General features: G+C 67.7%; 24 protein-coding genes. 12 read left to right on the forward strand and 12 right to left on the reverse strand.

Features of this window, described 5'->3' with window-relative positions:
- Window positions 1-18 precede the first annotated feature (18 nt).
- The 12 genes from cobO to N5D62_RS03300 all read left to right on the forward strand — a co-directional run bounded on the left by cobO (window position 19) and on the right by N5D62_RS03300 (window position 10,257).
- Window positions 19-588 carry a cob(I)yrinic acid a,c-diamide adenosyltransferase gene (cobO, locus tag N5D62_RS03245; protein WP_279756069.1) on the forward strand — a complete coding sequence of 190 codons (570 nt, stop codon included), beginning with the start codon at window positions 19-21 and terminating at the stop codon, window positions 586-588.
- 142 nt (window positions 589-730) lie between these two features.
- On the forward strand, window positions 731-1,768 hold the full coding sequence (gene cbiB / locus N5D62_RS03250; protein WP_279756070.1) for an adenosylcobinamide-phosphate synthase CbiB: 1,038 nt from the start codon (window positions 731-733) through the stop codon (window positions 1,766-1,768).
- Complete coding sequence (locus N5D62_RS03255; protein WP_279756071.1) at window positions 1,765-2,889, forward strand: aminotransferase class I/II-fold pyridoxal phosphate-dependent enzyme; 1,125 nt, start codon at window positions 1,765-1,767, stop codon at window positions 2,887-2,889. Before cbiB ends, N5D62_RS03255 begins: the two co-directional genes overlap by 4 nt.
- Window positions 2,886-4,388, forward strand: coding sequence for a cobyric acid synthase (locus N5D62_RS03260; RefSeq protein ID WP_279756072.1), 1,503 nt, complete (start codon window positions 2,886-2,888; stop codon window positions 4,386-4,388). The genes N5D62_RS03255 and N5D62_RS03260 overlap by 4 nt, the downstream gene beginning before the upstream one ends.
- Before the next feature lie 148 nt (window positions 4,389-4,536).
- Entirely contained in the window at window positions 4,537-5,580 is a 1,044-nt protein-coding gene (gene cobT / locus N5D62_RS03265; RefSeq protein ID WP_279756073.1) for a nicotinate-nucleotide--dimethylbenzimidazole phosphoribosyltransferase, read from the forward strand.
- 59 nt (window positions 5,581-5,639) lie between these two features.
- A complete protein-coding gene (locus N5D62_RS03270) occupies window positions 5,640-6,026 on the forward strand; it encodes a DUF4440 domain-containing protein (RefSeq protein ID WP_279756074.1) in 387 nt (128 codons plus the stop codon).
- A 130-nt stretch (window positions 6,027-6,156) separates the two neighbouring features.
- Window positions 6,157-6,726 (forward strand): hypothetical protein, encoded by a 570-nt coding sequence (locus N5D62_RS03275; protein ID WP_279756076.1) that lies wholly within the window; start codon window positions 6,157-6,159, stop codon window positions 6,724-6,726.
- A gap of 78 nt (window positions 6,727-6,804) precedes the next feature.
- A complete protein-coding gene (locus N5D62_RS03280) occupies window positions 6,805-7,539 on the forward strand; it encodes a DUF6683 family protein (RefSeq protein ID WP_279756079.1) in 735 nt (244 codons plus the stop codon).
- Between the two features lie 131 nt (window positions 7,540-7,670).
- Complete coding sequence (locus tag N5D62_RS03285; RefSeq protein WP_279756081.1) at window positions 7,671-8,024, forward strand: hypothetical protein; 354 nt, start codon at window positions 7,671-7,673, stop codon at window positions 8,022-8,024.
- 43 nt (window positions 8,025-8,067) lie between these two features.
- Window positions 8,068-8,415: a hypothetical protein gene (locus N5D62_RS03290; RefSeq protein ID WP_279756083.1), complete on the forward strand. Its 348-nt coding sequence runs from the start codon at window positions 8,068-8,070 to the stop codon at window positions 8,413-8,415.
- Between the two features lie 110 nt (window positions 8,416-8,525).
- On the forward strand, window positions 8,526-9,827 hold the full coding sequence (locus N5D62_RS03295; protein ID WP_279756085.1) for a hemolysin family protein: 1,302 nt from the start codon (window positions 8,526-8,528) through the stop codon (window positions 9,825-9,827).
- On the forward strand, window positions 9,814-10,257 hold the full coding sequence (locus N5D62_RS03300; protein ID WP_279756087.1) for a hypothetical protein: 444 nt from the start codon (window positions 9,814-9,816) through the stop codon (window positions 10,255-10,257). Before N5D62_RS03295 ends, N5D62_RS03300 begins: the two co-directional genes overlap by 14 nt.
- Window positions 10,258-10,299: 42 nt before the next feature.
- On the opposite strand, the gene N5D62_RS03305 is transcribed toward N5D62_RS03300, so the two are convergent.
- The 12 genes from N5D62_RS03305 to N5D62_RS03360 form a co-directional block, all read right to left on the reverse strand.
- Window positions 10,300-10,677, reverse strand: a complete 378-nt coding sequence (locus N5D62_RS03305) for an ankyrin repeat domain-containing protein (RefSeq protein ID WP_279756089.1) — start codon at window positions 10,675-10,677, stop codon at window positions 10,300-10,302.
- A 230-nt stretch (window positions 10,678-10,907) separates the two neighbouring features.
- Window positions 10,908-11,201 (reverse strand): hypothetical protein, encoded by a 294-nt coding sequence (locus N5D62_RS03310; protein ID WP_279756091.1) that lies wholly within the window; start codon window positions 11,199-11,201, stop codon window positions 10,908-10,910.
- Window positions 11,202-11,597: 396 nt separating this feature from the next.
- The gene (locus tag N5D62_RS03315; RefSeq protein ID WP_279756093.1) at window positions 11,598-11,930 is read right to left on the reverse strand and encodes an Imm58 family immunity protein; all 333 of its coding nucleotides are present in this window, start codon (window positions 11,928-11,930) and stop codon (window positions 11,598-11,600) included.
- A 26-nt stretch (window positions 11,931-11,956) separates the two neighbouring features.
- The gene (locus N5D62_RS03320) at window positions 11,957-12,496 is read right to left on the reverse strand and encodes a hypothetical protein (protein WP_279756094.1); all 540 of its coding nucleotides are present in this window, start codon (window positions 12,494-12,496) and stop codon (window positions 11,957-11,959) included.
- Between the two features lie 38 nt (window positions 12,497-12,534).
- Window positions 12,535-12,981, reverse strand: coding sequence for a hypothetical protein (locus N5D62_RS03325; RefSeq protein ID WP_279756095.1), 447 nt, complete (start codon window positions 12,979-12,981; stop codon window positions 12,535-12,537).
- A gap of 43 nt (window positions 12,982-13,024) precedes the next feature.
- Window positions 13,025-13,612: a hypothetical protein gene (locus tag N5D62_RS03330; RefSeq protein WP_279756097.1), complete on the reverse strand. Its 588-nt coding sequence runs from the start codon at window positions 13,610-13,612 to the stop codon at window positions 13,025-13,027.
- A gap of 357 nt (window positions 13,613-13,969) precedes the next feature.
- A complete protein-coding gene (locus tag N5D62_RS03335) occupies window positions 13,970-14,359 on the reverse strand; it encodes a hypothetical protein (RefSeq protein WP_279756098.1) in 390 nt (129 codons plus the stop codon).
- 9 nt (window positions 14,360-14,368) lie between these two features.
- Window positions 14,369-16,765, reverse strand: coding sequence for an RHS repeat-associated core domain-containing protein (locus N5D62_RS03340; protein WP_279756099.1), 2,397 nt, complete (start codon window positions 16,763-16,765; stop codon window positions 14,369-14,371).
- A gap of 3 nt (window positions 16,766-16,768) precedes the next feature.
- Window positions 16,769-19,411 (reverse strand): hypothetical protein, encoded by a 2,643-nt coding sequence (locus tag N5D62_RS03345; RefSeq protein ID WP_279756101.1) that lies wholly within the window; start codon window positions 19,409-19,411, stop codon window positions 16,769-16,771.
- Window positions 19,412-19,754: 343 nt separating this feature from the next.
- The gene (locus N5D62_RS03350) at window positions 19,755-22,640 is read right to left on the reverse strand and encodes a pitrilysin family protein (RefSeq protein ID WP_279756102.1); all 2,886 of its coding nucleotides are present in this window, start codon (window positions 22,638-22,640) and stop codon (window positions 19,755-19,757) included.
- A 203-nt stretch (window positions 22,641-22,843) separates the two neighbouring features.
- Window positions 22,844-23,749, reverse strand: coding sequence for a GNAT family N-acetyltransferase (locus tag N5D62_RS03355; protein ID WP_279756103.1), 906 nt, complete (start codon window positions 23,747-23,749; stop codon window positions 22,844-22,846).
- Window positions 23,750-23,784: 35 nt separating this feature from the next.
- Window positions 23,785-24,765, reverse strand: a complete 981-nt coding sequence (locus tag N5D62_RS03360) for an AEC family transporter (protein WP_279756105.1) — start codon at window positions 24,763-24,765, stop codon at window positions 23,785-23,787.
- Window positions 24,766-24,780: the final 15 nt, after the last annotated feature.

Here is a 24,780-nt window from a genome sequence, read left to right on the forward strand (position 1 = left end):
TGCTTCCGGAGCCAAGACATGGAAATCGAACAACCGCCCGTCGACCGCGAACGCATCATCCCCAGCGGCGAGCGCCGCGGCCTGGTGCTGGTGCACACCGGCAACGGCAAGGGCAAGAGCACGGCCGCCTTCGGGCTGGCGCTGCGCGCGCATGGGCGCGGCAAGAAGGTCCACATCTACCAGTTCATGAAGGTGCCCAGCGCGCGCTTCGGCGAGCACCGGCTGTTCGAGCAGATCGGCGTGCCGATCGAGGGGCTCGGGGACGGGTTCTCGTGGAAGAGCAAGGACCTGGAGGTGTCGGCGCAACTGGCCCGCGACGGCTGGGAGCGCGCGAGGGCCACGATCATGGGCGGGGAGCACTTCCTCGTCGTGCTCGATGAAATCATGTATCCGCTGCGGTACGGCTGGCTGTCGCTGGAGCCGGTGCTGGACACGCTGCGCGACCGGCCGCCGCACGTGCATGTCTGCCTCACCGGCCGCGGCGCGCCCCAGGAACTGATCGACCTGGCCGACACCGTGACCGAAATGACGATGGTGAAACACCACTTCAAAGCCGGTGTCCCAGCACAACGAGGAATCGAAGACTGACGCGGCCGCTCATGACGGCAGAATCCGCCCACTCGTCGTTGCAAATGCTCGCCGTAGCCCCGCTACGGCTGCGCTTTGCGCCTAGATTGGACGGATCCTGCCGCCCTGCTCGACCACGTCAGGTGGCTCACTTTTTCGCGCGATGACTCCCCTTTCCTGGCTCCCCGCCCTCGCGATTCCCGTCGCGCTGCTGCTCGATCGCCATTGCGGCGAGCCGCCAGCCGCCATGCATCCGGTCGTCGGCATGGGGCGCTTCCTGGCCCTCTTCGGGGATCGGCTGTGCGCGATGTCGGCCAAGGCCGCTTTTCTCGGCGGCGCGCTCGCGTGGACGCTGGGTGTCGTGCTCGTCGGCGCGGTCGCGGTGGCGATCGAACTGGCGGTGATCCATGGCGTCGAGCCCTGGCTCGGCGGCTGGCATCTCGCCGTCGCGGCGCTGCTGATGGGCGCGGCGCTCAAGCCGATGCTCGCGTGGCGCATGCTGCGCGACGAGGTCGGCGCCGTGGAGACCGCGCTCGCGCGCTCGCTCGACGACGGGCGCCAGCGCCTGTCCCGCCTCGTCAGCCGCGACACCCGCGCGCTCTCCGCCACCGAGGTCCGCGAGACCGCGATCGAAACGCTCGCCGAGAACCTCAACGATTCCGTCGTCGCGCCGCTGCTCTGGTTCATGGTGGCCGGCCTGCCAGGCGCGGCGATCTACCGCTTCGCCAACACCGCCGACGCGATGTGGGGCTACCGCGGCCGCTGGGAATGGGCCGGCAAGTGGGCCGCCCGCGCCGACGACGTGCTGTCCTGGATCCCGGCGCGGCTCACCGCCCTCGCGCTGCTGGCCATGCGGCCGGCCCTGCTCGCCCGGCTGCCGCGCGAAGCGGCGCGCACGCCCTCGCCCAACGGCGGCTGGCCGATGGGCGCGATGGCCCTGCGCCTGGACCGCGCGCTGAGCAAGCCCGGCGTCTACCGCCTGCACACGACGGGCGGCGAGGTCGTCGCCGGCGACATCGCCACCGCGCAACGCCTGGCCGGCAGCGCGCTGTTCGGCCTGGCCGTGCTGATCGCGCTCGGCGCCGCGGCCCTGCGCGGCGGATTCGCCGGCACGCTCGGCCTGCTGGGCGCGAGCCTCGGCCACGCGGTCGACCTGGCGCTCGCTCCCGCGCTGGCTGTCGGTCCCGGAGCCTCGCGATGAACCGCTTCCCTCACCTCCTGCCCCTGACCCACGGCGGCACCGACGCGGGACTGCCGGTGCGCCACGACTTCTCCACCAACGCGCACCCGCTGGGCCCGCCGCCGGCGGCGCTGGACGCGGTGCTGCGCGCCGACCGGCTGCGTTATCCCGATCCCGCCTACACGGCGCTGCGCGCGCGCCTGGGCGCCTGGCACGGCGTCGAGGCCGACCGCGTGCTGCCGGCCTCCGGCGGCTCCGAGGCGATCCGCCGGCTGACGCTGGCGGCGATGCTGTCCGGCGTCACCCGCGTGTGCGTGCCGCGGCCCGGCTTCGGCGACTACGCCGCCGCCGCGCACGCGCTCGGCCTGCAGGTGACCGGCTACGAGGACGCGTTCCAGCTGGCCGACGCGCTGACGCTGCCCTCGCTGGTCTGGGTCTGCGATCCCAACAACCCGACCGGCGGCAGCTTCGACCAGGCCGAATGGACCGCGGTGGCGCTGGCGCTCGGCCAGAGCGGCTCGCAGCTGGTCGTCGACCAGGCCTACGGCGCGATGCGGCTGGCCGGCGGCTGCGCGCTGCCGCGGCCGATCGCCGACGGCGCCTGGCGGCTCGTCTGCCCCAACAAGGCCTTCGGCCTGACCGGCGTGCGCGGCGCCTACCTGATCGGCCCGCGCGACGGCCTGTGGATCGACCGCGTCGCGGAACTCGCGCCGAGCTGGGTGCTGGCCGCCGAGGGCCAGGCCTTGCTCGAGGCCTGGACCACGCCGTCGATCCGCGACGAGCTCGACGCCTCGCTGCCGCTGCTGCGGGAATGGCGCGGCCGGCAGTGGGACCGCATGGCGGCGATGGGCTTCGACCAGATCGACGGCGGCGTCGCCAACTTCTGGCTGGCCGCCCTGCCGGCGCCGTGGCAATCGACGCCGGAACCGCTGCTCGAGGGCCTGCGCGCGCTGGGCATCAAGCTGCGCGACGCCACCTCCTTCGGCCTGCCGGGCCTGGTACGGGTGTCGGTGCAGGCGCCCGACGCGGTCGACGCGCTGGAGGCGGCGATGCGCACCTTCGGCGGCCGCGCGCCGATGCCGCCGCTGCCGTCGGCCCACGGCGCCTTCGACACCACCCATGCGCTGGGAGACACGCGATGACCCGCACGACCACCGGCCGCGGCAAGGCCGTCATGGTGCTCGGCACCACCAGCGGCGCGGGCAAGAGCTTCCTGACCACGGCGCTGTGCCGCTGGTACGCGCGCCAGGGGCTGCGCGTGGCGCCGTACAAGGCGCAGAACATGAGCAACAACGCGCGGGTCGTGCCCGGCCTGGCCGGGCGCCAGGGCGAGATCGGCTCCGCGCAGTACTTCCAGGCGCTGGCCGCGCGCGCGCGGCCGGAGGTGCGGATGAACCCGGTGCTGCTCAAGCCGGAGAAGGACACCGCGTCGCAGGTGGTGGTGCTGGGCGAGGTCGACGAGGCGCTCAGCCGCGCGCCGTGGCGCGAGCGCAGCGAGACGCTGTGGCAGCGCGCGCGGTTGGCGCTGCATGAGCTGCTGGACGAGAACGACGTCGTCGTCATCGAGGGCGCGGGCTCGCCGGCCGAGATCAACCTGCACAGCAGCGACTACGTGAACATGCGCACCGCGCGCGAGGCCGGCGCGGCCTGCCTGCTGGTCACCGACATCGACCGCGGCGGCGCCTTCGCGCACCTGTTCGGCACGCACCAGCTGCTGCCGGCGGACGAGCGCGCGCTGATCCGAGGCTTCGTGCTGAACCGCTTCCGCGGCGACGCGTCGCTGCTGGCGCCGGGGCCGGAGATGCTGGCCCGCATGACCGGCGTGCCGACGCTGGCGACGCTGCCGATGTGGCGCGGCCACGGCCTGCCCGAGGAGGACGGCGTCTTCGACGACCGCGCCAGCGGCGGCCTGGGCGCCGCGGGCGGCCTGACGCGGATCGCGATCGTCGCGTATCCGCGGCTGTCCAACCTCGACGAGTTCCAGCCGCTGCGCAACCTGCCGGGCGTGCGGCTGAGCTGGGCGCGCACGCCGGCGGAACTCGACGGCGTCGACTGGGTGGTGCTGCCGGGTTCGAAGGCGGTGGCGGCGGACCTGGCCTGGCTGCGCGCGCAGCGGATGGATGTCGCGATCGCGGCGCACGCGGCCGCGGGCCGGCCGGTGCTGGGCATCTGCGGCGGGCTGCAGATGCTGGGCGAGGCGCTGGTCGATCCGCATGGGCTGGACGGCAACGCGCCGGGCCTGGGCCTGCTGCCGCTGGTGACGCTGTTCGAGCGCGAGAAGCTGCTGCGCGCGGCCGAATGCCGCTTCGCGCCGACGCTGGACGCGCCGTGGTCGGCGCTGGGCGGCCGGCCGGGGCGCGGCTACGAGATCCACCACGGCCGCACCGCGCAGCATCCGGGGCTGCCGGCGGCGCGGCCGGTGCTGTTCGACGGCCTGGGCGAACCGCTGGGCTGGCAGCACGGGCCGGTGCTCGGCCATTACCTGCACGGCCTGTTCGAGGACGATCGCGTGCTGTCCGCGCTGTTCGACCGGCCGGTGCGTCCGCTGGACCAGGTCTTCGACGACCTGGCCGACTACATCGATCGTCATTTCGCGCCGGGCGCGCTGGCGGGGCTGCTGTCGCCGGCGGCGGCGCGCTGATTCACCCAACGCCTGCCCGACGGCCGCGAATCCCCTGTTCATCGCCCGCTCACCTCCGTAGTTCTCCGGCACGCTCCGGCCCGGTCCCTCCCCTCTTCCTTTTCACCCCTCTCCTTCCTTCCCGCAGTCCCCGTCCGAGACGTCCACCATGACCACCCAAGACCTGATCCCCGAGATCCCCTCGCTGCACGACGACACCCTGGCGGCGGCGCTGCGCCACCGCATCGACCGCAAGACCAAGCCGCTGGGGTCGCTCGGCCGGCTCGAGGGGCTGATGCTGCGGCTGGGACTGATCCAGGGCACGGAGCGTCCCCAGCTGATCGACGCGCAGATGATGGTCTTCGCGGCCGACCACGGGCTGGCGGCGCACGGCGTGTCGGCGTTCCCGTCGGACGTGACCTGGCAGATGGTCGAGAACTTCCTGGCCGGCGGCGCGGCGGTGTCGGTGCTGGCGCGCCAGCACGGCCTGACGCTGAGCGTCGTGGACGCCGGCGTGCGCCACAGCTTCGAGCCGCGTCCGGGGCTGCTGATCGCCAAGATCGCGATGGGCAGCCGCGACATGCTGGACGGTCCGGCGATGACGGTGGACGAATGCGCGACGGCGGTGGCCGCGGGCAAGACGCTGCTGCAACGGCGGCCGGGCAACGCGCTGCTGCTGGGCGAGATGGGCATCGGCAACACCTCGTCGGCGGCGCTGCTGCTGTCGCGGCTGGGCGGGCTGCCGCTGAAGGACTGCGTGGGCCGCGGCACCGGGCTGGACGACGCGCAGCTGCGTCACAAGCTGGACGTGCTGTCGCGGGCGCTGGACAAGCATCCGCGCGCGACGGAGCCGTTGTCGGCGCTGGCCGCGCTGGGCGGGCTGGAGATCGCGATGATGGTCGGCGCGGTGCTGCAGGCGGCGCTGGAGCGCCGGGTGATCGTCGTGGACGGTTTCATCACCGGCGCGGCGGTGCTGGTGGCGGCGCGGCTGCAGCCGGCGGTGCTGGAGCGCTGCGTCTTCGCGCACCGCTCCAACGAGCAGGGTCACCGGCTGATGCTGGACGCGCTGCAGGCGGAGCCGCTGCTGGACCTGGGCCTGCGGCTGGGCGAGGGCTCGGGCGCGGCGCTGGCGTGGCCGCTGCTGGAATCGGCCTGCCGGGTGCTCAACGAGATGGCGAGCTTCGATTCGGCCGGGGTGAGCGACAAGCATTGACGCGGCGTGGGCGGACGCGCGGCTGGCTATGCTCGCGGGTCCGCCTTCAGGGACCCGTCATGACCGATACCGATCGATCGCTGCTCGACACGCTCCGCGCGCTGGAAGTCGAGCTCCATCACCCCGGCGTGCGCTGCAGCGCCGAGCGCCTGTCGCAGCTGCTGCATCCCGACTTCCACGAGGTCGGCCGCTCGGGGCGGCAGTACGACCGCGAGACCATCATCCGTTGGCTCGCCGACGACCACGAGCCGCCGAAGGTGGTGCCGGACGATTTCCGCATCGCGCCGATCGCGCCGGACGCGGCGCTGCTGACCTACCGCTCGGCGCATCGGCAACAGGACGGGACGCTGGCGCATCACACGCTGCGCTCGTCGCTCTGGCTGAAGACGGCCGAGGGCTGGCAGATGCGTTACCACCAGGGCACGGCCGCCGCGCAGCCATGGTGAGGGGACATCGGGCCCCGACTGGACGAAGGTCACGTTGCCGTCACGCCGGTGAGCGCTAGATTGCCGCCGGCTCCGCCGCCGCGGGGCTGGCCGGGGTCCAGCCGGCCGGTGTCCTTGTTCCGCTCCTCCGATGATCGATCCGACCGACTACGCCGCCGTGTTCGGCGGCCTGCCCGTGCCTGCGCCGCTGCAGGCGTTGATGCGCTTCCAGAACGAACGCGGCGATGAGCCGTATTCGTCCGCGCTGCGGCTGGCCCGCTGCGACCGCGCCGGCCTGGCGCGCGGCTGGTGCAGCGACCAGGAATTCCTGTCACGCCTGATCCCGATCGCGCGAGCGGGCGCGTCGGCCTCGTTCTACGCGTTGTGGGATCCCGATCCGTCGCGGGAGCCGGCACCCGAGCGCTGGCCGGTGGTGGCCTTCGGCGAGGAAGGCGGCGAATGGGTGGTGGCGCGCGACGTGCGCGAACTGCTGCGGCTGAGCAGCTGCGATCTCGCGCCGCGCATTGACTTCGACCGCGTCCACTACGACCGCAGCGAGCATCACCATCGCAAGAGCGCGGGGCTGGAGGCGTATGTCGACTGGCTGCGGGTACAGCAGCAGCTGGCGCCGGTGGAGGACGCGGATCCGATCCTCAAGGCCGCGCAACTGCAATGGCAAAGCGACTTCGAGGCGTGGATTCATCGGTTCCTGCAAGGGTGAGGGTCGTCGCCCAAACCGGCGACTGACTCAGGCCCGCCGGTTGCTAGGCTTCGCTGTCCTGTCGCCGGAGCTTTCCTGATGCCGACCCGCCCGATCGCCGTCCTTGCCGCCTCGTTGTCCGTCGCCGGAGGGCTGACCGCCGCGTGGCCGGCCTGGGCGCAGCAGGAGGCGGCCGTGCCGATGTTCCAGACGCAGGTGGCCAAGAGCGTGCTCGACGCCACCGCGCGCGCCTTCCTCGATCCGGCGGCCGAGCGCCGCGAGACCACCGCGCCCGCCGGCGCGCCACTGCAGACCGCCTTCCGCCCCTCGCCAGAGATCACGCGCAAGATCCAGGGCCTGTTCGCCGACTTCGTCGCCAAGCGCGCCAGCGACGCCGACATCGCCAAGGTCGGCGCCGCGGTGACGCATGGCGACCCGGCCAAGGACTGGGCGCGCATCGCCGCCGTCCAGGGCCTCAAGCCCCACGACACGGCCGACGCGCTCGCCGCCTATTGGGTGCTGAGCTGGCAGGTCGCCAACGGCGCCGAGGCCACGCGCGCGCAGTCGCTCGGCGTGCGCGAGCAGGTGCTGGGCGTGCTCGCCCGCAATCCGGCCTATGGGCGTCTGGACGACGCGGGCCGGCAGGACTTCGCCGAGACGCTGATGCTCAACTTCCTGCTGCAGCACGGCGCCTTCGTCGACGCGACCCAACGCAAGGACGCGGCGGCGCTGCGCCCACTCGGCGACGCGGCGGCGACGCGGTTCAAGGCGGAAACCGGCGTCGACCTGCGCGCGCTCGCGCTGACGGACAAGGGGCTGGTGCCCAAGCGCTGAAGCGTCGCTCCGACAGGCTTCGCGCCGACAGGGCCGGCCGTCACCCACGGCCCCTAAGATCCGCGCCGATCGCGCGATCGAGACCGGCGGCATCGGGTCGTCGGCCGCGTCGCGGTCCAGAGGGAGCCTTCATGAACTTCAAACGCATCGCGACCGCCGCGGTCGCCAGCCTGGCGCTGGTCGCCTCGACCGCCCACGCCAACTACAGCTGCGGCGGCCCGGTCACCTACCTCGGCATCGACATGCTCGGCGACGTCACCGTCAGCATCGGCAGCTACCCGATCCACAAGATCTGCAACTTCAATGGCACCAACGGCCGCGCGTCCGCCGCGACCTGCAAGTCCGTCTACGCGACGCTGCTGACCGCCCGCGCCACGGGCAAGACCGCGGCCATCTACTACGACGAGAACGGCTACACCTGCAGCACGCTGCCGGGCTGGCAGTTCGTCCCGTCCGTCTACTTCGTCCAGGGCCCCGACAACTGATCGCCGCGGATCGGGCCGGGTCGGCTCGATAGAATCCCGCACCGTGTCACGCTGGCTCCGCCTCCTCGTCCTGACGATCCTCCTCCCCGCCTACGGCTTCGCGGCCGTCGGGGTGCCGATGCTCGCCACGGGCGTCGCGCAGGCGCAGCCGGCGGCGGTCGACGTCCCGTCGACCGCGCCCGCCATCGACACCTCCCACGACGAGCACGAGGCGGACATCGCCTCGCTGCTCCTCGAGCTCGGCGATACCTCGGACGACATGTCCGACCACTGCAAGCCTGACGCCGCGCCGATGCGGCTGGCCTCGCCCCGCTGCGCGCCGCTGCCGGCACCGCGCAGCCTCGAGCCGCAGAGATCGCCGCAGCCGCCGTTGCGGCCGCCGCGCGGCTGACGCGTCCACGCCCCTCCCAGCCTTCTCATCTCCGCCGCACGCCGCGCCTCGCGCCCGCGTGCGTCCGCGCCGTCCCTCGCCGGGACCGGTGCTCCCTTGACGTCGTCATCATGGAAATCGCCATACTCTTCGCCCTCATCCTACTCAACGGCCTCTTCGCCATGTCCGAGATCGGACTGGTGACCGCGCGCCGCGCGCGCCTGCAGAAGCTCATCGACGACGGCGACAGCGCCGCCGCCGCGGCCGTCAAGCTCGGCGAGGATCCGACCCGCTTCCTGTCCACCATCCAGATCGGCATCACGTCGATCGGCGTGCTCAACGGCATCGTCGGCGAGGCGGCGCTGGCCGGCCCGCTGGCGGTCTGGCTGACCACGAACGGCGTGCCCGCCGAGTACGCCAGCGCCGGCGCCACCGGGCTGGTGGTGCTGCTGATCACCTATTTCTCGATCGTGCTGGGCGAGCTCGTGCCCAAGCGGCTGGGCCAGTCCAACCCGGAGGCGGTGGCGCGGCTCGTCGCGCGTCCGATCGCGGCGCTGGCGGTGGCGACGAAGCCCTTCGTGCGGCTGCTCTCGGGATCGACGAACGCGCTGCTGCGCTTGCTCGGCGTGAAGCCGGGGGCCGCGTTCAACGTGACCGAGGAAGAGATCCACGCGGTGCTCGCCGAGGGCACCAGCGCCGGCGTGATCGAGTCCCACGAGCACGCGATGGTGCGCAACGTGTTCCGCCTGGACGATCGGCAGATCGGATCGCTGATGGTGCCGCGCGGCGACGTGGTGTGGCTCGACGTGAACGACCCGATGGAGACGACGCTGGCGCGCATCGAGGCATCGGACCACGTGTTGTTCCCGGTGGTGCGCGGCGGGCTGCACGACATCGTCGGCGTGGTGAACGCGCGGCAACTGCTGTCGGAGCTGCTGCGCCAGCGCCAGCCGCGGCTGGATGAGCGCCTGGCGCCGCCGCTGTACGTGCCGGAGACGATCACCGGCATGGAGTTGCTGGCCAACTTCCGCTCGTCGGCGGTGCACATGGCGTTCGTGATCGACGAGTACGGCGAGGTGCAGGGGCTGGTGACGCTGCATGACCTGGTGGAGGCGATCACCGGCGAATTCCAGCCGAGGGACCCGGCGTCGGCGTGGGCGGTGAAGCGCGAGGACGGGTCGTGGCTGCTGGACGGGCATATCCCGGTGCCGGAGCTGAAGGACAGCCTGGGGCTGGACGCGGTGCCCGAGGAGGACCGCGGCCGGTATCACACGCTGAGCGGAATGATGATGCTGCTCACCGGCCGGCTGCCGCGGGAGGCGGACAAGGTCGATTGGGAGGGGTGGCGGTTCGAGATCGTCGACATGGACGGGAAGACGATCGACAAGGTGCTGGTGTCGCGGATCCGGGAGGCGGGCGATGCGGTGGCGTGAGGCGGTCGTGCTGGTCGCGGTCGCGGGGGTGCTGGCGGGGTGCTCGGAGGGGTATCCCGGGGAGGACCGGGCGATCGTCAGCCCGTTCGACATGGGGAATGCGGAGCGGGTGGCGGAGTTGAACGTCGTCGGGAAGGACGCGCCGGGGGAGCGGTGGCGGTATGCGCTGAAGGACGGCTGCAGGCTGGAGGTGGAGCAAGGCAGCGGGAAGGAGAAGCGACGGATCGCGGTGACGCTCGCGCGGTCGATGGACGCGGAGGTGGTCTTCGACAACGCGACGAAGACCTATGACGTGGCGGTGATCGATCGATCCGGGGATACCGCGAGGCCGGTGGCCACGGTGCTCAAGAGCGACAAGTGGACGTATGCGACGCAGGGGGCGTTGTTGGTGGATTTGTTGATCCGCGACTGTGGAGTAAGTCGCCCCTAGCCTGGATCGCCCTGCCCTCACTCGGGCCAGTTGCGGCTGCCCTTATCGCTTGCGCGAACTGCTGCTGGCCAAGGCTTCGAGAACAGCCTTCGGGGCGGAGACGTTCCTGGCGTACTCCAGCGCGTCGGCCCCCCAATCGTTCTTGTGCCGCGGATCCGCACCGTGCTTGATCAGAAGCCTGATCACATCGGGATTCTTTCCGATCACCGCATTGATCAGCACCGAGCTCCCGTGATCTCCAACCGCGTGCAGGTCGGCTCCGTTGTCGATGAGCACGGCCACCGGCTCCAGTTCTCCCCAAGATGACACCGTGTGCAAAGGCGTGTCATTCATGAAGTTCCTTTGGGAGAGGTCGCTGATCAGTTCCCCATCCCAAGCGGCCGTCTTGCTGCATCGAAGCAGCACTTCTTCCAGTGTCATTCGGGAATCCCGCCCCATCTCGCTAGCCGAGTCACCCAGCACTCCGAGGTCTATGCCTCTCGGTGACGTTGAAGGAGATCTGCGATCTCCTTTGCCACGCCGCGGCAGTACCGCCGCGCACATGCCGCTTTTCCGACTATCCCATATGCATTTGGAGCACAAACGGCAGATATGGGGGTATTTTTGTTGGCACCCCAAGGTAGTTATTCTTGAAGCACTGCGCTTTCAAGCTATTCCACGCTTGAAATCGCGCGCTCAATGACGGCAAACTTCTCACCTTTCGAATGTGTGATGACGAGCATCAGGTCAACAGGCTCAGGTGATATCTGGTAGCAGCCGCCCTTTTCATCCAGATGAAAATGATTGTTGAACTGGGCGAATTCAACGGCATATGTTTGATATTCCGAACTATCTCTGCGCTTCAGCCAAATGGCTTCAGCATCAGCATAAAGCAGTGGCAGATCAGCCGCAAAGCTCACAACGGAAAACAAAAGGACAAGAAATAGTGACGCCTTAATCCGCATGGTTTAGCCTCCGTTTCAAATCAACCAAAGCATCCTCAACGGCAGCAGCGTCAAGCCACTCCAATCGCTTGATTCGACGCAGCCCGCGGTTCTGACAGATTCCGTTCAGACGTCATTACTCATCAGCATCTGAGTTCCCTCTGCGCTTGAAGATTCGCCAGATAAAGATCGTTATGGCAAAGACGACAACAGCGATGTCAATGATCTGCCGAACCGACCAAAATTCCTCAACGGTTGCCAGACAACCAAATATCAAGACTACAAGCAACAGCCAGACATTGAGAGGAATCTTCTCTAGTGGCAATAAAAATGGCCCCATGTCAGCTCCACGCACAAAGATAACGACGTCAATATCGGTACCGGCCTGCGGTAGTCCTAGAGCCAATCAATAAAGCCTCACTCGACGGCGTCGAGCCGTTGATTCTTGAAGCGAAACGCAATACCTTCCAGCACGATCTCATTGCTTTGAACGTCGCGCGTCAAGACGATCATTTTCGAAGGATTGGCATCTACATAGGCCTGCAGGCGCTTCATCACCGCATCTTCGCCTAGACCAATCCATTCGCTATGAATCAGGCCCTTGAGCAGTTCAATGCGCTGAGCGGAAGTCTCAATGCTTGCTCTGTTGTATGTTGCTGTCAGGCCTTGGTCGAGAAGGCGATTGGCGAGAAATGCGCATAATACCAACAGCGCTGCGGCAACGAATCTCCAAGAGACCAGACTAGCCATTATTTCGCCTCGGTTGTACGCGAACACTATATTTCGGACCGGCTGTTATCCACGATCGATTTCGCCCTCAGCGACGCGCAAAACGCGTCCTCCACGCCCGACGCATAATCAAGCAGCAAATGATGAACCGATGGGTATTGATCAGCCTCGACCAACTCCGCGCCATCAATGACCTGAATGGCATCAGAGCCAGGAGATACACAGATATCGCGACAGTCTGACCGACCAATCGTCAACAGCTCAGGTCGATAGCGAGATCGGCCCAGATGTTTCGCCCCCAGGCAATGAGCACCATTAGGGCTAATCAATTCCGTAGTCGACAACACGAAGGCGTGAGTCATTGGACCAAGCAACTGCTCGAAGTCAGGTGCAACGCCGGAAGTATTAATTCTCCTCTTCCAATTCAAGGTCAATTCTTCCGCTCGCCGCTGCGCTTCGCCAGCGGGGATCCGCTCAAGCTCCGCACGACGCTCCAAATATCCTTTGCGAGCAGCCGTCGTTTTAAAAATCGACTTTCCGAAGATCGAGGCGGCTGCAGCGAGCATGATGAGCCCGAGGTACCACACGCTCAGCATTCCTTGAATTGGTCATGCATATTCGCGGTTCATTTCATGAAGATCTGGATCGCTGCCCTGATCCCATCAGTCGATTGATCCCAACGCCGAAAGATGGACGCGGGAGATGACGAGAACTCGAGTGAGAACAGGCACCCATCGATTGCGAAAACTTCAAAACGCAATTGGTCTTCAGACGCCTTCACGATGCCATGGGCGATGCGATGTTCGGATACATCGCCTGCGATGCTCAGTCGATTGGAGAGTCTGATCACGCGCCATCGCCAGTCTCGATAGAGATTAACCTCTTCACCATCCTTGTGGCGTTGCACCATTCCTGTGCACTTCATTTGCCGCGCGAATCTCACCTGGTCCTGAGCAGAAAGCCGGGACATCAACTCGCTCAGAACTGCCTGCTCCCACGGGAAAAACTGCTCAAACTGCAGAAGTTGGCGGTCAACTGCACTTTCAATTAAACGCCTAAGAAACCCGTGCATCGTCGATATCCGCGGTGAGAAGAATATTTCGTATGCCGCATCCCTACTCTTCAATCTTTGCGCGCTTGGATAGCACTAGAACTGACCCGACCACGAAAAGGATGGCAGCGGTGCCCCCTTTGACAAGCTCGTCAATCCACGAGTGCTCCCTGGACATCAAGGGCAACACGCTTCCGTCAGGGTTAACGACGTATCGAAAGGAGCTGATGCGCGAATGCACGTCGTCACGCAGACGCAACTCCATGTCCCAGACGTTGCCTTCGCGTCTCACTGCTAGAAGGTCCCCACCGTCAAAGCCCTGGTGCACCAGTTCCGCGCGCCATCTTTCCATCGTTTCGCGGTTGTTGGCGGATGGGATCAGGGTGAACATGGCCGAAGAGAACTTGAGGTCCTGATCGGCCCGCACGACATTCACGGCACCTTCTCGCCATTCCTGGATTGAGACGTTTGCCGCCCGAGTCGGACATTGCGTGGCATTGCAGTCAGGCTTTGGGAAAACCAACACCTGAAACTGATCATCTGACTGCTTCTCCGCTCGCAAATTGGGTAGTTCATTCCCCGGAAATAAAAAAAGGGTGACCGAAACGATGACCAAAACTATTCCAACGAGTCGAAACTTCGCCACACCCATATAAATCGAAATTGGATTTCAAAGCCGCCACGATCAGGAACTCGATCGCCGGCATCGCATCGCGTGTCTAGCAGCGTCAGTCACATCTAAAGCTCAAGCTCAAGCTCCCCATGTTGCAGCCCGTAAGGTCCATCAATTGCCGCCTAGAGGAGATGTCTGGCCGCCCCAATTCATCCATCCATTCGAAGCTGGCATTATGGCACGTAGCTCCGCCGAAGCACCCATCCGCCATAGTTGCAGGCATTTTTCTGAGGCTTGGCGCGGAATTGCGAAGCGTTGAAGGAGGCCGCCCCCTTGGCTGAAATGTTTTCTCCAGAGGTCCATTTGGCCCAAAGCCCAGCCCCTCGATCAAAGGAATCAATATTCCCAAAATGGTTTGCCATTGCCATTTTCAGAGGCCTGAGAAAGAACATTCGTTAGATTTTCAAAAATATTAGGCGCACCTTTTATGGAAAGCCAGTTAATTTGACCGAATTGATCCATATCAAGTTTGATTTCCAGTCCATCGACCGAAACTGTGTAACTAACTTCCTCGACTAGTGGTGCCTTTTTCAAAGCATCCGTTGTCGGTCGCGGGTATGGAAACACCATGATTGAGAAATCTTCGGGACATCCACCAATCCGTTGCAACGGAATAATTACGCTTCGCAATTGACTCACCGCATCGACGTCGGCTACTTTCTCCAGTTCATCGGAGATTGCGGGCAACAGATCGGTGAGAATGTCTGATAACTGAATGTTTTGCATGACACTTCCTCACGATCCAGGACGATACGGGAATTCGATGGTTACACCCTTTGAATTGGTGGCCACAAAATGCGGACAATCGTGATTGAGACCTCCCGGCAAGTCTGGATGGCCAAAGGGATGCTCTTCAACGTAGCCTCCGCTTCCATAGCCTCCAAAATTCGGAGGGTTATATTTGCGGAAGAAATCAGCCCACACCGGGCCGTTTTTGAAACCGCTGCCGCCCGGTGGATTAAAGTTATTCTTCCAAGGAATGGGCGTCGTGTTCGCTGGCGTGAGCCCCGCCCACACATACGCGGCCGCCTGTGCACCCGCTCTGGAAGCGGTTGCTTTGCATTTAGAGCAATATTCTTCAACCGTGGTTGGCGCGCTTTTGGAAACATTTGGATCGACCGGCGTCGACTGTAGCGGCGGACTAACCGGATGCTGGCTCGCCCACCACACCGCTCCGACGAGCAGGGCCTCTCCCACATATGGCGCGGCAGGGATAAGACACATAGGGCAAAGCCCGCTGGCATCAGTCCCGCTGACTGGGTTTCCACCCACATAGGCGTAGGTATTGATGCCCCCATTCAGTCCGATGGGATCACTCTGAACATACCTCCCCGTCGTCCCGTCATAGTCCCGGAAGTAGTTGTAGTTCAGCCCGGATTCCTTGTCAGCGAATTGTCCGGGGAAGCGCAGGTTGAAGGCGATGGCGCCGAGGCCGCTGGGGTTCTCTTCCGCCGCCGTCGATCCGAACGGCTCGCTGATCCAGCGCCAGCGCAGCGCGCTGTTCTTGTCGATCAGCATGCGCGGCGCGCCGAGGTGGTCGGCGTAGACGTGCAGCACCTGCGGATCCGCCGCGGCGCCGTTGAGCACCGCCACCGGCAAACCGCCCAGCCACACGAATTCCTGGTTCGGCGCGGTCGTGCCGTACTCGCCCAGCAGTTGCCCGCCCTGGTCATAGACGAAATGCGTCGTCTGCGATCCGTTCTTCCGGATCCGCTGGCCGCCCGCGTCGTAGCTGTAGTACCAGGTCACCGCGCCCTTCGTGAGCGAGCCCATGCGGTTGTCGAGCCGGTACGTGGTCGTGTACGCCAAGCCGGTATCGCTCAGCGTGTTGCCCGTCGCGTCGTAGCCGAAGCTGCGCGTCGGGTTGCTGATGCTGTCCAGCCGGTTGCTCGTCGCGGACGTCGAGTAGCTCCGCGCGGTCCCGTTGAGCGTCACCCCCGTCCGATTCCCGTTGGCGTCGTAGCCGATGGTCCAGCTCGCTGACGGCGTGACGATGCCGGTCAGGCGGCCCATCTCGTCGTAGCTGAAGCTCTGGTTCATCGCCTGCGCCGCGGCCGTGGCTTGACCCGTCGCCGCATCCAGGTGCGTGTAGCTGACGATCCGATCCGCCGCGTCGTAGGTGATGTCGCGCACCACGCCCAGCAGCGGGTAGCGCACCAGGCGCCCGTACTGGTCGTAGACCCGCTCTTGCAGCTTCGTTCCGCTGGCCATGTGCATCAGCCAACTGCGCACGGCGCCGAAAGGCTCCCACTGGATCCCGCTGATCAGCGGCTGCGCGGGGCTCGCGGCGTCCTTGGCGATGCTCATCGCCGTCGGGTAACCCTCGGCGTAGGTGATCGTCAGCACACGGCCCGACGGGTACGTGATGCTGGTGATGTGATCCGCTCGGTCGTAGCCGTAGCGGGTCGTGAACGTCGCCGTGCCCACGGTCTGGATCACCGCGACCACCCGGCCGTTGCCGTCGTAGCCGTACTTCGTGTTCCCCGCCGAGCCCGTGGCCGTCGTGAGGCGGCCGATGCCGTAGCCGAAGTCGCCGCCGGTCTGGTCGTAGGTCCACGTGTATGGCAACGACTGCCCGCTGAGCGTGTACGTCGCCGACGTCATCCGGTTGAGGTCGTCGTAGACGTAGGTACCGAGCACGCCACGGCTGTCCGTTCGCGTGAGCAGGTTGCCGTTGGGGTCGAAGGTACTGTTGGCGGTGCCGGTGTCGGGGCTGACCAGTTGCGTGAGGTCACCCAGCCCGTTGCGCTGGTACGAGGTCACCAGGCTCCGGGGATCGGTGACCTGCTTCAGCTGGTCGAGACCGTCGTAGCCCAACGCCGTCACGCCGTTGCGGGCGTCGGTGTTGGTCTTCACCCGGTCCAGCGCGTCGTACGCATTGGTCGTCGAGAAGCCGAATCCCGAGACCCCCTTGGCCTTGATGACCTTGGTCGGATTGCCCTTGGCGTCGTACTCGTAGTCGGTGACCGGCGCCGGAGAGACCGGCGGAGGCGGCAGCGCGGCGTGCGCCGTCATCGCCGCCAGCAACGTGGAGACGCCCACCGCCGTGGCTGCCGTGATCGAAATGATCGAGTCCTTCGCGGACGCGATCCCGCCCCGGCGCTGCTCGCGCCTGCCGATGCTGTGCTTCATGGCTTACTCCCTGCCCGTCGTCTGTTGCGCGCGACCCAGCGCGTCGAACACGCGGTTCATCGACCGCTTGAGCGTTCCTTGCGGGTCCTTCACGATTTCCTGTGTCCGCTGCCCGCTCGCATCGAGCGTGTACTCGATGCGGTTGCCCAGCGAGTCCGACACCGCCGTCAAGCGGCGCACGTCGTCGTACTCGTAGTTCACCGCGCCGCCGTCGGACTGCGTCGTCCGCTTCAGCTCCCCGGTGGGCCAGTACTCGTAGCCGGTCGTCGCTCCCGCCGTGGTGACGGTCGCGATCCGCTGCCGCGCGCCGTAGGTGTACACCGTGCTCACCGCGTTGGCGTCGACCATCTCCAGCGGCTGGCCGTACCCGTTGTAGCGCGGGAAGGTCGTCTTGTGCCCCAACGCGTTGGTCGTCGACTTCAGGTCGCCCTTCGTGTAGTCGACCGTTGTCGTCGTGTAGTACTCGCTCGTCTGGACCAGCTTGCCGCGCGGGTCGCGCTCGGTCAGCACCTGCCCCACGCTGTTGTAGGTCCAGGTCCGGGTGCGCACCGCCACGCCGGGCGCCGGCGTCGCGGCGAAGCCCAGCGATCCGTCGACGTCCGAGGTCGCCTGCTCGGCCCGCTTGCACAGCACGACGAGCGACGAGCCGTCCGGCAGCGTCGTGCCCGACGCCTCGCACCCCACCATCGCGTTGCCGTTCAGCGGATCCTGCTGTCCGTTGTAGACCAGCGTCGTGATGCGGCCCGGTTCGGCGATCCGCACCGGCAGGCGCCACACCGGATGCCACTTCGTGCTCACCTTGCGAGCACCCGCGGGCAGCGTGCCGGCCAGCACGGACGCGCAGTCCGCCGTCGTGCCCAGCCCCTCGACCCGCACCGTCTCCAGGTTGCGATCCGTCTCGTAGCTCATGCAGCTGCGGTTGCCGTTGTAGTCGTCCAGCCGCGTGACGTTGCCGCGCGCGTCGAAGGCCCGGCTGGTCGTCGCCGCCGGCGATCCCGCGCCGGCCTGCTGCGTCTTCATCGACCACTGCACCGCATCCAGCGACGAGGTCGCGTCGATCGACTCCGTCTTCCCGTTCGGGTAGGTCACCACCGCGCCGCTGGCGGGCTGCAGCTGATGGACGCGCAGCACCTTGCCGGTCGTCGCGTCGTAGACCTCGCTCCATTTCCAGAGCGCCGGTTGCGCCCACGTCACCGAGTGCGCATCCTGTCCGCCGGCGCGCGACGAGCCCGTCGCCCGTCCCTGCGCGTCATAGGTGTAGGTCCCCGCGCGCGTGCCGTTCTCGTTCTGGAAGCCGGTCAGGGCCCAGGTGGCATTCGCGCTCTCGTAGAAGAACTGGGTCGTCGTGCTGTCGCTGTGCACGATCTCCGTCGGCCTCGGACTCGTGGCCGTGTAGTGCAGCGACGTCACCGCGCCCGCCGGATCGATGACCTGCGTCAGCACGGGAATCCCATTGGGGTCAGGCCGTGCGTACCGCAACTGCACCACGCGGCCGTCCTGGTCGGTCAGCTGGATCGGCAGGTCCGGCTGCGGCGCCACGTTCGCCGGCGTGCTCGCCACGCTGCGCACCACCGTCAGCTTCTTGCCGGCGATCGACTGCTGGCTCACCAGCAGCCCGTTGGCGTCGTAGACCTCCATCACGCCGGCCGCCGCATCCCGGTAGTACCAGCCACCGAACGGCTTGACCGCGACCGACTCCAGGGAGTTGGGCTGCATCGGCAGGTAGAGGCCGTTGCTCTTGAGCTGGAAGACCGTCGAGAAGCCGCCGCCCCGTGCGACCGTCAGGCGCGGGCTCACGCCGCTGGCATCGCTGCGGACGATCTTGCGGTCGAGGTTGATCGTCCAGGCGTCGCCCAAGGTCGTCGGATCCGCCGGGGCCATCGACGGCCCGCCCAGCGTCTCGTCATAGGGAATCCGCCGCGTCGAGTTGAACGTCGCGCTCAGCCCGTACCACGGCTGCCAGCCCAGGTCGAAGCGCTGCACCGTCGCGCCGATGGCCGGATAGACGGCGCTGCCGACGCAGGTATCGCAGTGCGGAATCCACAGCACGTCCTTGGTCTCCACGCACCGGCCCCGCTCCGGAACGAACACGGTGCCCGCGCCGCAGTAGCAGTTGCGGGTGGTCGCGTCGAACAGGCCGTTGGAGTCGATGTTCTGGCAGTGCTTGCCCGTCTGGAGCGTGTAGTCCTTCAGTTCGTCGGTACGCTCCAAGGCCCCGCAGACGCCGCCCACCGAGGCGTAGGTCTTCATCGTCACGCCATAAGGACACTTGACGGTGCCCACCGCGCTGCCGTCCCCCGTGACGACGCAGGCGCCCAGGCTGTTCCAGCCGCTCAACTCCTGGCAGGCCCCGACACCGTTGCCCCGTCCGACGCAGGCTCCATTGCCCAAGGCCAGCAGCTGGTCGCGAGAGCGCTCCGGAAAGTCGTAGCCCCGGTCGCTGCCAGGCTCGTAGCGGATGTATTGGGAATCCACCCCGGCGCCGCTGCAGCTCGACGGGGTCAGACGCCCGACGGCGGCGAGCCACGGATTCGTCGTGATCCACTTGTCGTAAGCCGCCGCCGGGCCGCACAGGCCCAGCCAAAGCATCAGCAGCGCGCAGGCGCCGAACAGGCCACGCCACAGCGGTGACCGGCGGGTCGACATCGGACGGGAGCCGCCTTGCGGGCGGCGCGGAACTTGAGCACGAGACATCGAGGAACGCTCCCTGAAAACACGTCAGGAAGCCGCGCGTGCCCCGATGGCCGCGTCACCCGATCGGCCAGCGTCTGTCGCGCCCGGTGCCGGTCAGTCTCACCCCCTGATGAACGGCGGCGATTCTGCACGATCGATGTGACGTCTGCAGGCCCTCTTGGGGCGCTCCGCGGTGCCAATGCAGACACCGGATGGCAGGAAGGACAGCCGCTCATGCCTTCATGAAAAACGGGCGCCGAAGCGCCCGTTCGCATGTCCGGTCCGCGCGCCGAGGCGCGGGCCCGTTGCCCTGCCTTTACGGCTTCGCCGCCGACGCCGGCATCGACGGCGCGGTCACGCCGACCGGCGCGCCCTGCGGATCGCGGATCTCCAGCGGCTGGCGGCCGAAGGCCTCCAGCTGCGGCAGCACCTTCGCCTTGTCGCCCACCGCGACGACGATCAGCGACGCCGGCTCGACGTAGGTCTTCGTCGCCTTGTAGGCGCTGTTGGCCGTCACCGCGCCGTACTTGCGCGGCAGCGAGGTGATGCTGTCCGCCGGCATGCCGACCGCCCACTCGCTGGCGTAGCTCGAGGCCACGACGCGGTTGGTGTCGAACAGGCCCGGCAGCGCCAGCAACTGCGCGTTGCGCACGCGGTTCAGCTCGTCGGCGCCCATCGGCTTGGCGCGCATGCCGTCGATCTCCTTGAACATGTCGCTCAGCGCCGGACCGGTCACGTCGGTGCGCACGCTGCCGCGGATGCCGAACTGGCCGCTGTCGCGGTTCATCGCGTAGCCCGAGTAGATGCCGTAGGTGTAGCCCTTGACCTCACGCAGCTGCGTGTTGATGCGCGACGTGAACAGGCCGCCCATCGCGGCATTCATCACCTTGATGTCCTCCGCGTCCGGCGTGCCGGCCTTCGGGCCGGTGGCGACCACGCTCAGCGCAGTCTGCGGCGCGTTGGGCTTGTCCACCAGCACCACCCGTGCGGCCACCGGCTTGGGCGGCGTCGCGTCGACCACCGGCGCGGCGGTCTTCGGACGCTCCCAGCCGCCGAACAGGCGCTCGGCCAGCGCCTTCAGTTCGTCGGCCGAGATGTCGCCCGCCACCACCAGCGCGGCCTGGTCCGGCCGGTAGTACGTCGACCAGAACTGGCGCAGCGCGGCCGCGTCGGTCGCCTTGATCGAGGCCTCGTCGCCGATCGCGGCCTTGGCCAGCGGATGGCCCTCGCCGTAGATCACGCGGTTGGACACGACGGCGGCCACCGCCGGCGCCTGCTCGCGTTGCTGCTGCAGCGCGGCCAGGCGCTGGTTCTGCTGGCGCGCGATCTCGCCGGCGTCGAAGGCCGGATGCAGCGCCACGTCGGCCATCAACGCCAGCGTCTGCGCGAAGTTGCGCTTCAGGCTGCTGGCTTCGACGCGGGCCTCGTCCTTGCCCGAGCCGGTGCTGATCGCGGCGCCCAGCGCGGCGGCCTCGTCGGCGATCTGCTGCGCGGTGCGCGTCTGCGTGCCCTGCTGCAGCATGCCGGCGGTGAAGCTCGACAGGCCCGGCTGCTGCGCCGGATTGGCGGTCTGGCCGGCGCGCACGACCAGCGTCGCGCTCACCAGCGGCAGGCCCGGGTTGGGCACGTGGATCAGCGTCAGGCCGTTGGCCAGCACGGTCCGCCGGCCTTCCGGCAGCGACAGCGCCTTGGCCTTGCCGCCCTTGGGCTGGGTCTTGCGCCAGGCGACGTCGGCGTTCATCGACTCGCGCTCGCCCTTGCCGGCCTTCTGCGGCGCCGGCGGCGTCGGCACCTCGGCCGCGAGCTTCTGCTCGCCCGGCGTGGCCAGCACGACCACGCGGGCGTTCTTCTTCAGCTGCTGCGCGACGACGTCACGCACCTTCTCCGGCGTCACCGCCTGGTAGCGGGCCAGGTCCTTGCCGATGAAGTTGGGATCGCCGGCCTGCTGGTTGTAGTAGTTGATCTGGTCGGCCAGCGCCTGGACCTTCTCCAGCCGGGCCAGCGTGGTGGTCTCGATGGTGGCGCGGGCGCGGGCCATCTCCTCGGGGGTGGGCGGGTTGACCGAGAGCTCGGCCACCGCGTCGTCGACGATCTTCTGGATCTCGTCGAGCGACTTGCCCGGACGCGCCACGACCTCGATCGAGAACACCGAGCCCAGCGACAGCGAGTACTGCGACACCGCCACCGACTGCGCCAGCTGCTTGTCGTAGACCAGCGTCTTGTAGAGCCGGCTGGACTTGCCGCCGCCCAGCACGTGCGAGGCGATGTCCAGTTCCGCGTCGCCGGGCTGGAACACGGCCGGCGTGTGCCAGGCGATGTCCAGGCGCGAGAGCTCGACGCGGTCGGTCACCTCGATGCGCTTCTCCTCGGTCAGCTTGGGCTGCGTGACGTTGACCGGCGGCACCGGGTCGCCGGCCTTGAGCGCGCCGAAGTACTTCTCCACCAGCTGCCGCGCCTGCTTCGGATCGAAGTCGCCGGCCAGCACCAGCGTGGCGTTGTTGGGCCGGTAGTAGCTGCGGGCGAAGGCCTTGACGTCGTTGAGCTTGATCGACTGGATGTCGGCGTGCGAGCCGATCACCGTCGCGCGGTACGGGTGGCCTTCGGGGAACAGGCCCTGGTAGAGCGCTTCCTCGACGATGCCGTAGGGACGGTTCTCGACCGACTGCCGGCGCTCGTTGCGCACGACGTCCTGCTGGTTGGCCAGCGACACCGAATCGACCTCGTCGATCATGTAGCCCAGCATGTCCGACTTCAGCCACAGGCCCAGTTCCAGCTGGTTGGAGGGCAAGGTGAAGAAGTAGTTGGTGCGGTCGAAGTCGGTGGAGCCGTTGGAGTCGGTGCCGCCGGCGGCGTCGATGATCTTGTCGGCCTGGCCGCGCGGGATGTGGCGGGTGCCGGCGAACATCAGGTGCTCGAACAGGTGGGCGAAGCCGGTCTGGCCGACGGCCTCGTTGCGCGGGCCGGCGTGCACCCACAGGTTGAAGGCCACCAGCGGCAGGCGATGGTCCTCGACCAGGATCACCTCGAAGCCGTTGGCCAGCTTCACCTTCTCCAGCTTCACGTTGAGCGTGCCGCCGACGGCGGACACGGCGCTGGTGCCGGCCGCGGCCGGCGCGGCGAGCGCGCTCTGGGACAGGGCGCCGCCGAGGGCGGTCAGGACGGCCAAGGTGATGGCGGCGGGCGCCGAAGGCATGAATCGCATGGTGGGACGCTTCCCTTCAAAGTTGGTGCGGGGCACGCTATCGAAAGCGGGCGGCCGTCACAAGTGCCGGAACTCCGAAACATCAAGGTCTGGAGAGGTCGAACCAACCGCGCGGTGGCGGCGACGTGAAGGCGCCGTCAACGCGGTCGGGGGAGTCGCCGCGAACGCCGCGGCGGTGGTCATGGGCAGCCCCGAGGAGGCGCTCAAAGCGGCCGCAGCATCAGCTGCTGATGCAAGGGCTGCGGCGCGGCGCCGAGCGCGCGCAACGCGGCGCCGCCGAGGTCCTCGCGCTGCAGCTGCGGCACGCGCAGACGGCGGTCGGGGTAGATCGCGGCCAGCGCCTGGACGAGGGCGCGGGCGTCGGCGTCGCGCGGCGCCACCAGGCTGTGGACCATGACGGTCTCGTCGGGCAGGCTGAAGACGATCTGCGCGGTCGGCGGCTCGCCGCCGGGGCCATCGGTATCGATCTGCCACGCGTGGTAGTCGACGCCGTGGCGCAGCGTCGCGGCGGTCACCTGCAGCGGGAGGTCGGGGATCTGGCGCTCGACCGCGTCGAGCCAGGCCAGCGCGACCGGCATCTCGATCGCGCGCGGCGCGCGGTGCTCGGCCGCGTCGACGGCGGGGGCGATCGTGCCGGGCTCGGCCAGGTAGCCGAACAGGTCGTGGCGCTTGTCGAAGCCGCGGCCCTCGTAGAGCCGGCGGGCCCGGTCGTTTTGGGCGAAGACCTCGAGCTCCACCGCGTGAAGGCCGGCAGCGGCGGCGCGCGCGACGACGTCGTCGAGCAGCGCAGGCGCCGCACCGGTGCCGCGCGCCGAGGGCAGGGCGCCCATCGTCGCCAGGCGCCAGCGGCCGGCCGCCGGCCGCGGCGCGACGAACGCGAAGGCCAACGGCGCGCCCGCGGCGTCCAGCGCGACGCGCGACAACGCGAGGTCCACGCCCTGCCGGGCGAGGAACATCGGCCACTGCGCGGCGGGGATCTGGAACGGGCCGATCAGGTAGTCGGCGAACGCGGCGGTGAAGGCCGCGTGGAGCGCGTCCGGGGCGAGGGCGTCGCCGGGGACGAAGGAGAACGAGGAAGCCGGGTGCGGGGAGGGCGTCGAGTCCGTCATGTCGTCTGGTCGTCCCTGGGAGGAAGAGGAGCCGGTCAGTCTAGCCAGGCCGGCACCGCCAACCAGATCGGCGCGGTCGCGGCGAACAGGATGGTGCCGAGCACGATGGCGCCGGAGGCTTCGGCCTCCAGGGTCCGATAGCGTTGCGCGAACATCATCGCGTTGGAGCCCGGCGGCAGCGCGGCCATCATGACGATCACGGCCAGCGGCATGCCCGACAGGCCGAAGCCCCAATGCGCGATGCCCAGCACCAGCGCCGGCAGCACCAGCAGCTTGAGCGCCGCCAGGCCCAGCAGCGACCGGATCGCGCCGCGCGGCAGGCCGTAGTACGACAGCGACATGCCGATCAGCACCAGGCACAGCGGCACGACCGCGCTGCCCAGCATCTGCAGCACCTCGTCGAGCACCGGCGGCAGCGGCAGGCCGGTCAGGTGCCAGGCGAAGCCGCACAGCACCGGCAGCACCACCGGGTGGATGACCGTGTTGCGCATCGTCGTGACGATCGTGCGCCGCAGCGTGGCGCCGCTGGCGCCGCCGACCGCATGGCGGGCGATGTCCATCTCCACCAGGACGGTGGCGATGGTCAGCAGCGTCAGCGCGTGCAGGCTGACCACGGTGATGTGCACGGCCAGGCCGTCGGTGCCGAAGACGCCGGCCACCAGCGGGACGCCGACCTGCAGCGTGTTGCCGAAGCTGGCGGTGATCGAGCGCACCGCCGGGGCGGCGGGGCTGTCGGGATGGCGCTTGCGTTCGTAGGCGTAGACGGCGACCAGCATCAGGATCACCGGCGCGAAGAACGCGGCGACGGTGAGCCAGGGCAGCTGGGAGAGCTCGATGCGCGCGGTGGTGCGGAACATCAGCGCCGGCACGAACAGGTAGAACGCGACGTTCGAGAGGATGCGCGCCGGATCGTTCTCGCCGCCGGCCTTGCCCAGCCACCGCATGTGGCCGACGAACCAGCCCATGCCGGCGGCGATGAAGATCGCCAGCAGCTTGTAGAACAGGACGGCAGTCATGGCGGGGCAGTATGC

This window comes from Mitsuaria sp. GD03876 (assembly GCF_029840635.1).
GTDB lineage: Bacteria > Pseudomonadota > Gammaproteobacteria > Burkholderiales > Burkholderiaceae_C > Roseateles.

What these genes read in the sequence shown, in the direction of transcription:
- cobO (WP_279756069.1), top strand. Translation starts at nt 19, where the DNA reads ATGGAAATCGAACAACCGCCCGTCGACCGCGAACGCATCATCCCCAGC.
- cbiB (WP_279756070.1), top strand. Translation starts at nt 731, where the DNA reads ATGACTCCCCTTTCCTGGCTCCCCGCCCTCGCGATTCCCGTCGCGCTG.
- N5D62_RS03255 (WP_279756071.1), top strand. Translation starts at nt 1,765, where the DNA reads ATGAACCGCTTCCCTCACCTCCTGCCCCTGACCCACGGCGGCACCGAC.
- N5D62_RS03260 (WP_279756072.1), top strand. Translation starts at nt 2,886, where the DNA reads ATGACCCGCACGACCACCGGCCGCGGCAAGGCCGTCATGGTGCTCGGC.
- cobT (WP_279756073.1), top strand. Translation starts at nt 4,537, where the DNA reads ATGACCACCCAAGACCTGATCCCCGAGATCCCCTCGCTGCACGACGAC.
- N5D62_RS03270 (WP_279756074.1), top strand. Translation starts at nt 5,640, where the DNA reads ATGACCGATACCGATCGATCGCTGCTCGACACGCTCCGCGCGCTGGAA.
- N5D62_RS03275 (WP_279756076.1), top strand. Translation starts at nt 6,157, where the DNA reads ATGATCGATCCGACCGACTACGCCGCCGTGTTCGGCGGCCTGCCCGTG.
- N5D62_RS03280 (WP_279756079.1), top strand. Translation starts at nt 6,805, where the DNA reads ATGCCGACCCGCCCGATCGCCGTCCTTGCCGCCTCGTTGTCCGTCGCC.
- N5D62_RS03285 (WP_279756081.1), top strand. Translation starts at nt 7,671, where the DNA reads ATGAACTTCAAACGCATCGCGACCGCCGCGGTCGCCAGCCTGGCGCTG.
- N5D62_RS03295 (WP_279756085.1), top strand. Translation starts at nt 8,526, where the DNA reads ATGGAAATCGCCATACTCTTCGCCCTCATCCTACTCAACGGCCTCTTC.
- N5D62_RS03300 (WP_279756087.1), top strand. Translation starts at nt 9,814, where the DNA reads ATGCGGTGGCGTGAGGCGGTCGTGCTGGTCGCGGTCGCGGGGGTGCTG.
- N5D62_RS03305 (WP_279756089.1), bottom strand. Translation starts at nt 10,677, where the DNA reads ATGACACTGGAAGAAGTGCTGCTTCGATGCAGCAAGACGGCCGCTTGG.
- N5D62_RS03310 (WP_279756091.1), bottom strand. Translation starts at nt 11,201, where the DNA reads ATGCGGATTAAGGCGTCACTATTTCTTGTCCTTTTGTTTTCCGTTGTG.
- N5D62_RS03315 (WP_279756093.1), bottom strand. Translation starts at nt 11,930, where the DNA reads ATGGCTAGTCTGGTCTCTTGGAGATTCGTTGCCGCAGCGCTGTTGGTA.
- N5D62_RS03325 (WP_279756095.1), bottom strand. Translation starts at nt 12,981, where the DNA reads ATGCACGGGTTTCTTAGGCGTTTAATTGAAAGTGCAGTTGACCGCCAA.
- N5D62_RS03330 (WP_279756097.1), bottom strand. Translation starts at nt 13,612, where the DNA reads ATGGGTGTGGCGAAGTTTCGACTCGTTGGAATAGTTTTGGTCATCGTT.
- N5D62_RS03335 (WP_279756098.1), bottom strand. Translation starts at nt 14,359, where the DNA reads ATGCAAAACATTCAGTTATCAGACATTCTCACCGATCTGTTGCCCGCA.
- N5D62_RS03340 (WP_279756099.1), bottom strand. Translation starts at nt 16,765, where the DNA reads ATGAAGCACAGCATCGGCAGGCGCGAGCAGCGCCGGGGCGGGATCGCG.
- N5D62_RS03345 (WP_279756101.1), bottom strand. Translation starts at nt 19,411, where the DNA reads ATGTCGACCCGCCGGTCACCGCTGTGGCGTGGCCTGTTCGGCGCCTGC.
- N5D62_RS03350 (WP_279756102.1), bottom strand. Translation starts at nt 22,640, where the DNA reads ATGCGATTCATGCCTTCGGCGCCCGCCGCCATCACCTTGGCCGTCCTG.
- N5D62_RS03355 (WP_279756103.1), bottom strand. Translation starts at nt 23,749, where the DNA reads ATGACGGACTCGACGCCCTCCCCGCACCCGGCTTCCTCGTTCTCCTTC.
- N5D62_RS03360 (WP_279756105.1), bottom strand. Translation starts at nt 24,765, where the DNA reads ATGACTGCCGTCCTGTTCTACAAGCTGCTGGCGATCTTCATCGCCGCC.